The 13542-nt window shown below is 66.8% G+C and carries 10 protein-coding genes; 9 read left to right on the forward strand and 1 reads right to left on the reverse strand.

Annotated features, from left to right (window positions below):
• Positions 1-11: 11 nt before the first annotated feature.
• On the reverse strand, positions 12-704 hold the full coding sequence (locus AC6JAC_RS00255) for a GntR family transcriptional regulator (RefSeq protein WP_028271857.1): 693 nt from the start codon (positions 702-704) through the stop codon (positions 12-14).
• A 145-nt stretch (positions 705-849) separates the two neighbouring features.
• Between AC6JAC_RS00255 and AC6JAC_RS00260 the strand changes: the two genes are divergently transcribed.
• The 9 genes from AC6JAC_RS00260 to AC6JAC_RS00300 all read left to right on the forward strand — a co-directional run bounded on the left by AC6JAC_RS00260 (position 850) and on the right by AC6JAC_RS00300 (position 13396).
• On the forward strand, positions 850-2610 hold the full coding sequence (locus tag AC6JAC_RS00260; RefSeq protein WP_497963004.1) for an L-lactate permease: 1761 nt from the start codon (positions 850-852) through the stop codon (positions 2608-2610).
• The gene (locus AC6JAC_RS00265; RefSeq protein ID WP_497963006.1) at positions 2610-5465 is read left to right on the forward strand and encodes an FAD-binding and (Fe-S)-binding domain-containing protein; all 2856 of its coding nucleotides are present in this window, start codon (positions 2610-2612) and stop codon (positions 5463-5465) included. The genes AC6JAC_RS00260 and AC6JAC_RS00265 overlap by 1 nt, the downstream gene beginning before the upstream one ends.
• Before the next feature lie 163 nt (positions 5466-5628).
• Positions 5629-6399, forward strand: coding sequence for a DeoR/GlpR family DNA-binding transcription regulator (locus AC6JAC_RS00270; RefSeq protein WP_028271854.1), 771 nt, complete (start codon positions 5629-5631; stop codon positions 6397-6399).
• Positions 6396-7598 (forward strand): MFS transporter, encoded by a 1203-nt coding sequence (locus AC6JAC_RS00275; protein ID WP_347897715.1) that lies wholly within the window; start codon positions 6396-6398, stop codon positions 7596-7598. The genes AC6JAC_RS00270 and AC6JAC_RS00275 overlap by 4 nt, the downstream gene beginning before the upstream one ends.
• Before the next feature lie 105 nt (positions 7599-7703).
• The gene (locus AC6JAC_RS00280; protein ID WP_497963007.1) at positions 7704-9224 is read left to right on the forward strand and encodes a bifunctional phosphatase PAP2/diacylglycerol kinase family protein; all 1521 of its coding nucleotides are present in this window, start codon (positions 7704-7706) and stop codon (positions 9222-9224) included.
• Positions 9225-9351: 127 nt separating this feature from the next.
• A complete protein-coding gene (locus AC6JAC_RS00285) occupies positions 9352-10296 on the forward strand; it encodes an ABC transporter ATP-binding protein (RefSeq protein ID WP_028271851.1) in 945 nt (314 codons plus the stop codon).
• 3 nt (positions 10297-10299) lie between these two features.
• Positions 10300-11226 carry an ABC transporter permease gene (locus AC6JAC_RS00290; protein ID WP_497963009.1) on the forward strand — a complete coding sequence of 309 codons (927 nt, stop codon included), beginning with the start codon at positions 10300-10302 and terminating at the stop codon, positions 11224-11226.
• Between the two features lie 38 nt (positions 11227-11264).
• Positions 11265-12593 (forward strand): sensor histidine kinase, encoded by a 1329-nt coding sequence (locus AC6JAC_RS00295; RefSeq protein WP_497963010.1) that lies wholly within the window; start codon positions 11265-11267, stop codon positions 12591-12593.
• The gene (locus tag AC6JAC_RS00300; protein WP_028271848.1) at positions 12590-13396 is read left to right on the forward strand and encodes a response regulator; all 807 of its coding nucleotides are present in this window, start codon (positions 12590-12592) and stop codon (positions 13394-13396) included. The genes AC6JAC_RS00295 and AC6JAC_RS00300 overlap by 4 nt, the downstream gene beginning before the upstream one ends.
• The last annotated feature ends 146 nt before the right edge of the window (positions 13397-13542 follow it).

Consider the following 13542-nt stretch of genomic DNA (forward strand, 5'->3'; position numbering starts at 1 on the left):
CGCGGGACGGGCTACTCGGGCAGCAGATCCGAGGGAAGGTCGGCTTCCGGTCCGGCAGTTCCCCCCATGGCGGAGACCAGCCGTTCCCGCGCGCGACCCAGGTGCTCGTCGAGCAGTTCGGCGGCGGCGTCCCCCTGGCCAGCCTCGATCAGTTCGAGGATTCTCTGGTGTTCTGCCTGGATCAGCGCAGTGTCCAGGAGGTGCAGGGACTGGATGCGGACCATGCACAGCTTCACCTCGCCCACGAGCGAGCGGTACATCCTGCTGATGCGTTCGTTGCCGACGGCGTCGATCAGGCTGGTGTGGAACCGCATGTCAGGTTCGATGACGTCGAGCGGGGCTCCGGTCTGCAGTGCAGCAATGTCCCGGTTGGCCTGCACGGCCCCTTCCGGCACGTCCTTGGTGCGCGCGAGCCGCCGGAGCACTTCGCTTTCCAAATAGGCGCGGGCCAGATAGATGTCCCGCACGGAATCCGGGCCGAGTTCCACCACGCGGGCGGTCTTGTGCGTCCCGCGGTCCAGCAGACCTTCGGCCACAAGCTTCTCAATGGACGCCTTCGCCGTGGGACGCGCCACCTCGTAGGTGGAGGCCACGTCTGTTTCGGTGAGCGTATGGCCGGAACCGAGATCACCGGAGAAAATCCGCGCCCGCAGATCCGCGGCGATCGCGTCCACGATCGAAACTGCTGTGATTCGCCCGGCCACCGAAGCTCCATTCCCGCCAAAAGTTTCTTGATTCACCTCAATCTTGCCAGACAAGTCAACAAGACTCTCTTGACCAGCATGTGTACTTGTTAGACAATCGAAGGGCGCCACGGTGTTGTGACGCCTAACACAAATCTGGAGACACATGTTTCAGCAGATCCTCGACCCCATTGCCGGGTCCCTAGTGATTTCAGCCCTTTGCGCTGCGCTTCCCCTCGTCCTGCTCTTCGTCCTCCTGGGTGTCTTCAAGGTCAAGGCACCCAAGGCCGCCCTCGCCAGCCTTGCTTTGTCCCTGGTGCTAGCCATCGTCGGCTGGCAGATGCCGGTCAACCAGGCCCTGAGCGCCACCGCGGCCGGCATCTTCTACGGCTTGTTCCCGATCCTCTGGATCCTGGTCAACGCGCTGTGGATTTACCGGCTCACCGTGGCCACCCCGTGGTTCGAAGTGCTGGGTCGGACCATCCGCTCCATCTCCAACGACCTCCGCATCCTGTCCATCCTGATCGCCTTCTGCTTTGGCGCGCTGCTGGAATCCCTCGCTGGATTCGGCGCACCCGTGGCGATCTCCGCGGCCATGCTGATGGCAGCCGGCATGAAGCCGCTGAAGTCGGCCGTTGTCTCGCTGCTGGCCAACACCGCTCCCGTGGCTTTCGGCGCCATGGCTGCGCCCATCATCGCCCTGAACGGTGTGACGGGCCTGCCGCTGCACGACCTGTCCTCGATGGCCGGACGCCAGACGCCGTTCATTGCACTGATCGTGCCGCTGCTGCTGGTGTTCATCGTTGACGGCCGGCGCGGGGTGAAACAGACCTGGCCCGTGGCCCTGGTGGCAGGCGTCGCCTTCGGAGCGGCCCAGTTCGTGACCTCCAACTACTTCGCCGTGGAACTCACTGACGTTGTAGCCGCCGTCGTGACTGTGGCCGCCGTGCTGCTGATGCTGAAGGTCTGGCAGCCGAAAGAAACCGTCGGAATGGGCGGCACCGTCGACGCCGCACCGGAAGCTGCGCACGCCGCTGCCGCCGTCGTTGTGGCCGGCACCGCCGCACGCGACGGCCGCCCCGGTGCCGGTTCCATGACCGCCGCCGGTTCCGTGACCGGCGCCGAACAGGCGGCTCCTGCGCCCGACCGGGGTACCGCGGTGCCCGCCGACAACTCGCGGCCCGAACCGCGGAAGATCTGGATGGCGATCGCTCCCTACCTGATCATCATCGCGGTGTTCTCGGTGGCACAGATTCCGGCCGTCAAGACCTGGCTCAGCCAGGTGGGCAGCGTGACGTTCGCCTGGCCCGGCCTGGACATCACCGATTCCGCCGGCAAGCCGGTCGCAGCCACCAAATTCAAGCTGGACCACCTCAAGGCGACCGGCACCCTGCTCATGTTCTCCGGCCTGCTGACCATGGCGCTGTACAAAATCACTGCATCACAGGGCCTGCGGATCTACCGGGACACCGTGGTCCAGCTGCGTTGGACGATTGTCACCGTCACCGCCGTCCTGGGGCTCTCCTTCGTAATGAACCTGTCCGGCCAGACCACCACCCTCGGCTTCGCGCTGGCCTCCGCGGGCGGCTTCTTCGCCATCCTTTCACCGCTGATCGGATGGATTGGTGTGGCCCTCACCGGCTCGGACACGTCCTCCAACTCGCTGTTCGGCCAGATGCAGGCCACCGCGGCCGCGCAGACCGGCCTTTCACCGGTGCTGATGGCCGCCTCCAACTCCTCCGCCGGTGTGATGGGCAAGATGCTTTCGCTGCAGAACCTCGCCGTGGCCTCGGCCGCCGTAGGCCTTGACGGCGCGGAGGGGACCCTCTTCCGGAAGCTCCTGGGCTGGAGCCTGGGCCTGCTGGCGCTCATCACCGTGCTGATCTTCCTCCAGTCCACCCCCGTACTCGGCTGGATGGTCCCCTGATGGCGCCGCTGGACACGGCCGGCCTCCGTGCGGCGGTGAAGGATCCCGCGCAGGTGAGGACCCGCGCCATCGACCTGCACGCGAACGCCCATGACGCTTCGCATTTCCTCTTGATACCGCAGGCCGTGGTGACGGCGGGGAGTGCAGCGGAAGTGGGCGGGCTGCTGCGGGCCAGTGCCGCCCAGGGCGTGCCGCTGACCTTCCGCTCCGGCGGCACCAGCCTGAGCGGCCAGGCGGTCACCGACGGCGTGCTGGTGGATGTCCGCCGCAACTTCCGGGAGATTGAAGTGCTCGACGGCGGCGCGCGCGTCCGCGTTCAGCCCGGCGTCACCGTGCGGGCGCTCAATGCGAGGCTCGCCCGCTACGGCCGGAAGTTCGGACCGGATCCGGCCAGCGAGGCGGCGTGCACCGTCGGCGGCGTGGTGGCCAACAACTCCTCCGGGATGAACTGCGGCACCGTGGACAACACCTACCGCACCCTGGAATCCCTCACCGTGGTGCTGCCCTCCGGCACCGTGATCGACACCGGAGCGCCAGACGCGGACCGGAAGCTCCGCGCCCTGGAACCGGAGCTCTACGCAGGCGTGGCCCGGCTGGCCGGGCGGGTACGGAACAACGCGGACTCCGTGCGCAAAATCCGGCAGCAGTTCTCCATGAAGAACACCATGGGTTACGGCCTCAACTCCCTGTTGGACTTCCAGTCCCCGGTGGACATCATGGCCCACCTGATCGTCGGCAGCGAAGGCACCCTGGGCTTTGTGGCAGAGGCTGTTTTCCGCACTATTCCGCGGCTCCAGCACGCCGCCGCCGGCCTGCTGGTGTTCCCCGACCTTGAGGCCGCCAACGCGGCGCTGCCGGCCCTCGTCGAAACGGGCGCCGCGACCATCGAGCTCATGGATGCGTTGTCCCTGAAGGTGGGGCAGTCCCTGAAGGGGACGCCCGCCGTCGTGCATGACCTGGCAGTCCGCGAGCATGCCGCCCTGCTCGTGGAGTACTCCGCCGGCAGTGCCGGTGACCTCGCGGAACTGCAGCTCAACGGCGAAGGCGTCCTCCCGGCGCTGGGGCTGTCCGCCCCGGCCCGGTTCACCGGAGACGCGCGGGAACGCGGGCAGCTCTGGCAGTTGCGCAAGGGACTCTACGCCTCCGTGGCCGGCGCCCGCCCCCAGGGCACCACCGCTTTGCTGGAGGACATCGTGGTTCCGGTTCCGGTGCTGGGCAGGACGTGCCGTGAGCTGATCCGGCTCTTCGACAAATACAGCTACAGCAACAGCGTGATCTTCGGCCACGCCAAGGACGGCAACGTCCACTTCATGCTGACCGACGGCTTCGCCAGCCCGGCCGAACTGGACCGCTACAGCGCGTTCACGGAGGACATGGTGGAGCTGGTGCTGGCCGAGGGTGGATCGCTGAAGGCCGAGCACGGGACAGGGCGTGTGATGGCTCCCTTCGTGCGCCGGCAGTACGGCGATGAGCTGTACGAGGTCATGCGAACCATCAAGCGCCTCTTCGACCCCGTCGCGATGCTCAACCCGGGCGTGCTGATGGACGAGGATCCGCTGGCTCACCTCCGGCACATCAAAACGGCGCCGCCCGTGGCCGAGGAAGTGGACCGCTGCGTCTCGTGCGGCTACTGCGAGCCGGTGTGCCCCAGCAAGGACATCACGCTCACGCCGCGCCAGCGGATCGTGACACTGCGCGCCATCGAATCAGCCAGGCTGGCCGGGGATACGGCACTGGTGCGGGAACTGGAAAAGGACTACGACTACGAATCCGTGGACACCTGCGCCGTGGACGGGATGTGCCAGACTGCCTGCCCGGTGGACATCAACACGGGATCGCTCGTGAAACGCCTGCGGAAGGCCGACGCCGGTCCGCTCGCCAACGGTGCGTGGAACGCCGCGGCCAAGCACTGGGAAGGCGTGACGCGCGGGGCCTCGCTGGCGTTGACGGTGGTGGACAAGCTCCCGGCAGCCGCCATCACGCCGCCCAACAAGGCGGCCCGGGCCGTCCTCGGGAAGGACACCGTGCCGCTGTACTCCGCCGAACTGCCCGGCGGCGGTTCTGCGCGGAAGCGCCCGACGCCGGCAGGTGACGTTGACGCGGTCTACTTCCCGGCGTGCGTGGGGACCATGTTCGGACCCGCCGGCGCGGGCCCCTACACCGGGGAACACGGCACCGAAGGACGCGGAACCGAAGGACGCGGTGTCCAGTACAGCTTTGAACAGCTGTGCGACCGCGCCGGGCTCACCCTCCTCGTCCCGGAAGGCATCGACGGGCTCTGCTGCGGCACCCCCTGGTCCTCGAAGGGCATGTCCGCAGGCCAGGCAACGATGCGGGAAAAGACCCTGGCCGCCCTCAGGGAAGCCACCCGGGACGGTGAACTTCCCATCGTCTGCGACGCGTCCTCGTGCACCGAAGGGCTGCGGCAGGCCGTCGAATCGGACACGCCCGCGCCGGGCCAACGTGAGCTGCGCATGGTGGACGCCGTCGATTTCGCCGCGGAACAGATCCTGCCGCGGCTGCCGGACCACGGGAAGCTGGAGTCCCTGGCACTGCACCCCACCTGTTCGTCCACCCGGATGGGCCTCAACGATGCCCTGGGCACCGTTGCCGGAGCAGTGGCCGACCGTGTTGAGATCCCGGAAAACTGGGGCTGCTGCGCGTTCGCGGGGGACCGGGGCATGCTGCACCCCGAACTGACGGAGTCGGCGACGGCCAGGCAGGCTGCGGAGGTGGCGGAGATGGGTGCAGCCGCCCACGCCTCGTGCAACCGCACCTGCGAGCTGGGCATGACGCGCGCCACGGGCGCCCAGTACCGGCACGTGCTGGAGCTGCTGGAGGAAGTCACCCGGTAAGCCGGGCGCTCTCTCACTTCCTGCGGGTTTTCCACCAACGCTCTTTCACCCTGTGAGAGAGCGTTGGTGGTTTGGGCGCGAAAGGTGAGGGAGCGTTGGATCCGCTCGAGTCCATACGCTCATGGATTCTGATTAAATGATCATTTCCGGTTAGCATTTGTACATGAGGACTGAAGAGCGGCACCGGTTGATCGGTGAACTGCTGCGGAGCCGTGAAGAGGTGACCGTGGACGAGCTGATGGCCGAGTGCGGAGCGTCCGGCGCCACCATCCGCCGCGACCTGGATGTCCTTGCAGTCCACGGCGTACTCCGGCGGGTGCACGGCGGGGCGAAGAGCCTGGTGCTCCGCGGCGAAAATCCCGGCTACGGGCAGCGGGACCTGGAAGAACAGGACGCCAAAGCCCGGATCGCCGCCGGCGTGGCGGGTCTCCTCCAGGACCGGGAACACGTGTGGCTCGACAGCGGAACCACCGCCACCGGAATCGCCCGTCACCTGCGGCAACGTGAACTGACGCTGATGCCCATGTCTTTGCCCGCCCTCAACGCATTAACAGCGGAGGGCCAGGCCGGGCACCGCCCCGCCCTCCTGGTACCGGGCGGAAGCCTGATCCCCGGCGAGCTGTGCTTCCGGGGGCCGCTGGCCGAGGCCAACATCCGCTCCCTGCGTTTTGACACCGCAGTGGTGACGCCCTGCGCAGTAAACCTCAAAGACGGACTGCTGGCCCACGACCTCGACGATGCCGCCGTCAAACGCGCCGGCCTCGAATCTGCCGGACGGGTGATCGCCGCCTGCGCAGGCTCCAAATGGAATGCCGCCGCGGTGGCGCTCGTGGCCGCGCTGGAAACCGTGGACGTCATCGTCACGGACCGGGTGTTCAGCCCGCAGGAACTCACACAACTTGGAAAACACTCAGTGAAAGTAGTGAACGTATGAGCATCGCCGTCACCACCCAAAAGCTGAACGCCGCGGCCGCCGCCACGTTCCTCGTTTTCGGGATCAACGGACTCGTGTTTGCCAGCTGGGCCGCACGCATCCCCGCCGTCACCGAAATCCTGCACGTGACCTCCGGACAAATGGGAACGCTGCTGCTCTGCACTGCGGTCGGTTCGCTGATCGCCCTTCCCACGGCAGGGTGGGTGGTGGGGCGGATCGGTACGGCCAATGCCGTCCGCGCCAGCGGGCTGCTGGCAGCGCTGGCCGGGGTGGGCATCGCCCTTTCGCTGCTCGCCGAGTCGGTGCCCGGCACCGCCGTCGCCTTGTTCTTCTTCGGAATTGGCGTGGGACTGTGGGACGTTTCGCAGAACATTGAAGGGGCCGACGTCGAACACCGGCTTAAGCGCACCATCATGCCGCAGTTTCACGCGGCGTTCAGCGGCGGCGCCTTTGTGGGAGCCCTGATCGGCGCCGGCCTCTCCGGCCTGGGAGTGGGGCTGCCTGCCCACCTGCTGGTCATCGCCGCCGTCGTTGCGGTGCTCACCATGGTGGCTCCCCGCTACTTCCTGCCGCACATCGCCGCCGAGATCCCTTCCGACGGGGAAGCCGCAACGCCGAAGGGTGACTCTGCCTGGCGGGACAGCCGCACACTGCTGATCGGCGTTGTGGTCCTCGGTGCCACCCTCACCGAAGGGGCCGGGAACGACTGGATCGCCAAAGCATCCGTGGACGGTCTCGGCACCAGCGAATCCACCGGCGCGCTGATGTTCGCAGTCTTTGTCCTGGCCATGACGGCGATGCGGTTCTGCGGCGGGTTCGTGATCGACAAATATGGCCGTGTTGCCGTATTGCGGGCCAGCATGGCCGCGGCAGCCGCGGGACTTGGCCTCTTCGTCCTGGCAGGCAATGTGTGGCTCGCGACGGCGGGCGCGGCACTGTGGGGAATCGGGGCGGCGCTGGCCTTCCCGATGGGCATGTCCGCCGCGGCGGACGACCCCAAGAAGGCTGCTGCCCGGGTGTCCGTGGTGTCCACGCTGGGCTACATCTCCTTCCTGGCCGGACCGCCGCTCCTCGGTTACCTCGGTGACCTCACCGGGATCCATCTCGCCCTGCTCGCCATCATGGTGCCCATCCTTGTGGCGCTCCTCCTCGCGGGCGCCGCGAAACCCTTGCCCGGTGCGCCGCTCCGCAACGAGTAGCACCCGCCGCAGCCACCGGCAGCCACTGGGCAGCCACCGTGCAGCCAACCCAGCCACCCCTGCAGCCAACCCGGTGTTCCGCAGCGCCGGAGGTAGGGTGGGGAAATGCGAAGGATGCTGAGGAAAGGCCCGGGCATGCTGGCCGGGCTGGACCGGACGTTGCTCAAAGCCGTCTCCAACCTGCCCGGCGGAAACCATGATGTCCTGTTCCGCCGGCTCTCGGCGGCGGCAAACCATGGAAAGCTGTGGTTTGCGGTGGCCGGAGGACTGGCCCTCATCCCGGGCAAACCCCGCCGTGCGGCGCTGCACGGGCTGATTGCCCAGGGCGTGGCATCGGCGGTCACCAATGTGGTGTTCAAAACACTGCTGCCGCGGGCCAGACCGCTGCCGGAGCATCTTCCCGTGTTCAGGTTCGTCAACCCGCAGCCCACCAGCTCGTCGATGCCGTCCGGCCACTCGGCATCCGCGGCGGCCTTTGCCGTGGGGGTGGGCCTCGTCCAGCCTGCCATCGGAGCCGCGCTGGCGCCCCTTGCCGCCGGTGTTGCCTACTCCCGGGTCCATACCGGCGCCCACTGGCCTACGGATGTGTTGTTCGGGTCCGCCCTAGGTGCCGGCGCAGCCATGATCACCCGGAAGTGGTGGCCCGTCCGTCCGCCGTTCCCGGCGACCACCCGCGACGCAGTCCAGGCGGCACAGCTGCCCGGCGGCGAAGGCCTGAGCATCGCCGTCAACACCTTGGGCGGCTCCTATGCGCCGGAAACCGTCCAGGCTCTCCAGGATGTATTCCCTTTAGCGCATATACACGAGATTGATGAGGATGGCGATGTAGCCGCCGAGATCAGGGCTGCGGCCAAGGGCCAGGGAGTCAAGGCGCTCGGTGTGTGGGGCGGCGACGGTACCGTGGGTACGGCCGCGGCGGCCGCCGTCGAACTGTCCCTCCCCCTCCTGGTGCTCCCCGGCGGAACGCTGAACCACTTTGCCCGGGACGCCGGAACTTCCACCCTTGAGGATGCCGTGGAGGCGGCGTCCGCCGGTTCGGCCGCCCGGGCTGATGTGGGGCATGTCCACGTGGAACGGGGCCTCGCCGGAAACCCCGAAAAGCTGGAACGGATCATGCTCAATACGGCCAGCATCGGCCTCTATCCCAACCTGGTCCGGCGGCGCGAACAGCTTCAGCCTGCCCTGGGAAAACCGCTGGCCGGGGTGGCTGCCATGTTCAGGACGTTCGCGGCCGGCACCCCCACCACCATGATTGTGAACGGCGTCCGCCACAAGCTGTGGATCCTCTACATTGGCCGCGGCCGCTACTACCCCCGCGACCATGCACCGCTGGTGCGCCCGGTGATGGACGACGGCGTGCTGGACCTGCGGATGATCACCGCGGATGAGTCCTTCGCGCGGCTACGGCTGCTCTGGTCCGTGCTGACTGGCACCGTGGCCACGTCACGGATCACCCACCTGAGCGAATCGACCACGGTAACCGTGGACGCTGCAGAGTCCCCCATGGCGCTGGCGGTGGACGGTGAAGCCCTGCCGGGTGTGCGCCGCGTCGAATTTTCCGTGTTGCCCGGAGCGCTCACCTACTACTGTCCGCCGCCTGGTGGTCATCCCTTGGGACTACCCTGATTCCACCCTGAATCATCCCTGAGACCGGCGAAATGGGAACGTTGCGTCTGTAGCGTGGGTGGTACGAACGGATCTGCGGCATGCAGAAGCCGTCACCGCATCCGCAGCTACGCAAAGGAACGCTTCCATGATTGAAGCAAGAGGCCTGTCCAAGGTCTATGGCGATAAAACCGCCGTGGGCGGAGTGGATTTCACTGTCCAGGCCGGCCAGGTCACCGGCTTCCTCGGCCCCAACGGAGCCGGCAAATCCACCACCATGAGGATGATCATGGGACTGGACACGCCGACGTCGGGCTCCGTCACCGTCAACGGGGTCCCGTTCACCAAGCACGCGGCTCCGTTGCGTGAGGTGGGCGCCCTGCTGGACGCCAAGGCCGTCCACACGGGCCGTTCTGCCTACAACCACCTGCTGGCCATGGCCGCCACCCACAGCATTCCCAAAAAGCGTGTCAGCGAGGTCATCGAAATGACCGGTCTGGCCGACGTCGCAAGGAAAAAGGTCAAGGGCTTTTCGCTCGGCATGGGCCAGCGGCTGGGTATTGCCGCGGCACTGCTGGGGGATCCGCAGACCATCATCCTGGACGAGCCGGTCAACGGGCTGGACCCGGAGGGCGTGGTGTGGGTCCGGAACCTGGTGAAGTACCTGGCCTCGGAGGGCCGGACCGTCTTCCTGTCCAGCCACCTTATGAGCGAAATGGCGGTGACGGCGGACCACCTGATTGTGATCGGCCGCGGAAAAATCATCGCCGACGCCCCCATCAAGGACATCATCACCGGGAAGGGCGCGAGCCGCACCCGCGTCCGCACCGACGAGCCGGACCAGCTGATGCACCTCCTTGCCGGAACCGGAGTTTCCATAGAGGCCCAGGACCACGAACTGCTGGAGGTCAAGGGACTGGATCCGCGGCAGATCGCCCGGACCGCCCTTGAGAACCACGTCATGATCTACGAACTAACCCCGCTCCAGGCCAGCCTGGAAGAGGCCTACATGGAGCTGACCAAGGACGAGGTCGAATACCACTCGCTCATTACTACGGGAGCCCCCGTTCCCGCCCAGACCGGAGGCAAATAAGCCATGAGCTCAACTACTTTGGAACCCAACCCTTCGGGCCGCAGGGCCCAGGGCGGCGCAGCACCCCAGGCCGGGGCGCCCTCCGGGCAGGCCGCCCATTCAGCCGGCGGTCCTGTTTCCCCGGGTCCCGGTCCCAGTTTCCTGCGCGTGCTGAACTCGGAATTCATCAAGTTCCGCACGCTGCTCTCCACGCTGATCCTGCTCGGCTCCACCATGCTGGTGATGGTGGGCTTTGGGGCCCTGGCGGCGTGGTCCACCGGTCAGTTCCGCGAGCAGATGGCCTCCGACCCGGAGGCCGCAGCCCAGATGGCGGCCCAGGGCGGTGACATCGCGGTGAGTGCCCCCACCTCCGGTATCGCTTTTGCCCAGCTGATCCTCGGGTCCCTGGGCGTGCTGCTGATGAGCTCAGAATTCACCACCGGAATGGCGCGTTCCACGTTCGCGGCCGTGCCCAAGAGGATCCCGGCCTTCGTGGCGAAGTTCCTCGTGGTAGTGGTGGTGTCTTTCGTCCTGACCGGTGTTTCCACCCTCATCGCCGGCCTGGTGTCCGTTCCGATCCTGGACAACTACGGCCTGAGCCTGGACCTGGCCAGCTCCCAGTCCGTCAAACTGCTGGTGGTCAACAGTCTCTACGTGGCCGCAGTGGCCTCCATCGGCATGTCGCTCGGCAGCATCATCCGCAATTCCGCGGGCGGGATCATGAGCCTGGTGGGGCTGTTCTTCGTGGCGCCGATCGCCTTCCAGCTGATTCCGGGCGACTTCTTCGAAGAAGCCCGCAAGTACCTTCCCGGCAACACCGTGACGCCGCTGACCGCCGTTGAACACGTGGACGGGAACCTCGAGGCGTGGCAGGCTGCCTTGGTGCTCGGCGCCTGGGTGGTGGTTCCGGCGGTCCTTGCCATGGTCCTGCTGAAGAAGCGGGACGTTTGAGCGGGCAGGGCGGCCGGTCCGCCGTCTAGGCTCAACACATGCATGAAGTACTGCCGGCAAAGGACGCATCAGCCCTCACTCAGGTTGATGTGTCCTTTGCCGCACTCGCCGACCGCCGCCGGGGCCGGCTCCGCCGGTACCTCCACCGGCACCCGCGGGCGATGGATGCGGTGGTGGTGCTGTGCTACCTGCTCCTGGTCACGCCCACCGCGGTGGACGCCGTGCTCGACGGCGGCTGGGCAGCCACCGCGCTGCTTGCCGCCGTCGCCGCTGCGCTCTCTTTCCGCCGGACCCGTCCGGTGGCCGTTGTTGCCGCCGTGGCGGTGCTGGAAGTGGGCATCACGCTCCTGCACCCCTGGGGCTCCAATGTTTCCGCTGGCCTGTGGTTTGCCCTCTATGCACTGGCGGTGCAGCGGCCCCGCAGGTTCTCCATCACCGCCCTGGCATTATCCAACACCCCGCTGTCCCTGCTGTATTTCCTGACCCTCGTCGGCCCGCTGGAACGTGCCCTTCCCAGCGGCGGACCGGCGGCACCCGAGAATTCGCAGCTGGTGTTTGGAATCGTTGCCGGCATCACCATCACGCTGTCCAACATCATTGCCACCGGAATCGGCATCTCCGTCCGGCAGCGGCAGGAACACGAACAGGAAATCGCCGCGTGGGCGGCCCGGACCGCCGAACTTGGCTCGGTCACCGAACGCAACCGGATCGCCAGGGAGATGCACGACGTCGTGGCGCACTCCCTGACGGTGATGCTCACCTTGTCCGACGGCGCCGCAGTGGTGGTCAGGAAGAGCCCGGACCGCGCCGCCGAGGTCCTGGCGGAAATTTCCCGGACCGGACGAACCGCTCTGGCGGACATGCGTCGCGTGCTGGGCGTCCTGCGCGACGAATCACCGGTAGGCCAGGCACCCCGGCAGCCGCTGAGCGCAGGGAACAGCCTGGCCAAACTTTTGGAGGGCTTCCGCACCGCGGGGCTGCCGCTGCACTACTCGCACACCGGACCTGCCCTGCCTGAGGACGCGGCCTTCCAACTGACCGTCTACCGGATTGTGCAGGAGTCACTCACCAACGTCCTCCGCTACGGCCGGGCGCTGGGCCGGGTGGATGTGAATATGGCGCGCACTGACGGTACCGTCACCATTGAAGTGCTCGACGACGGCAAAGGCACCGTGGGTCACGCGGCCGCCGCCGCGCCGATGGCAGCGGCCGGCGGTGCCAGGCCCCTGGGGTCGGGGCAGGGCCTGACGGGCATGCGCGAGCGGGCCGGGATTTACGGCGGTACGGTGGAAGCCGGACGCCCCGCCGGGGGCGGATGGCGCGTCAGGGCAGTGTTGAATTGGAATGGGGACCAAGGAAAAACATGAACGGCAATGCACCGATCACAGTCCTGCTGGTGGATGACCAGCCGCTGCTGAGGATGGGCTTCCGCCTGATCCTTGAGGGTGAGGATGACCTTCGGGTGGTGGGAGAAGCCTCCGATGGGGCGGAGGCAATCCGGCAGGTCAGGGAGGTGAACCCCGACGTGGTGCTGATGGATGTTCGGATGCCGGTCTTGGACGGCATCGAAGCGACCCGGGCGGTGGCCTCCTCGGGGTCCGCCGCGAAGGTGATCATCCTGACCACCTTCGACCTCGATGAATACGCCTTCGCCGGCCTGCAGGCGGGCGCTTCCGCGTTCCTGCTCAAAGACGTGGCCCCTGCTGAACTGGTTAGCGCGGTGCGGGTCGTGGCGAGCGGAGATGCCGTGGTGGCCCCCCGCGTCACGCGCCGACTGCTGGAAGCGTATGTCCGCGGAGACCATCCCTCGGCCGTCCCCGGAGACTTTGCGGTGAACGGACGCCCTGCGGCCACGGCTGACATTATGACTGGCGGACACCGAACGGCCGCCTCCGTGCCGGCAGTTGGCAAAGGCAGGAATCCGCATGGCGAAGAGCAGCAAAAGGACCCCCTGCTGGAAGCCCTGACGCCCCGCGAAAGGGAAATGCTGGGAGCCATGGCCGAAGGACTGTCCAACGCCGAGATCGCCCACAGGTTCTTCCTGTCCGAGGCCACGGTGAAAACGCACGTGCGCCGCATCCTCGCCAAACTGCATCTCCGGGACAGGGTGCAGGCCGTGGTTTACGCCTACGAGACGGGGTTGGTAGTGCCCAGCAATCCGGACTATTAGCTACTCAGAGGTAGATTTCGAGCACATTTCAAAGTTGCTCGGTAAGCCACTTTTGTTGCCCATTGATGCTCGGCATTGTGGGAAGCTCCTTTTCGGGGGCCGTCAAAATGTTCGACTGCACAAGATCTGTCCTCCGGCATCCGGTC

The sequence above is a fragment of the Arthrobacter sp. KUASC02 genome (assembly GCF_059739395.1).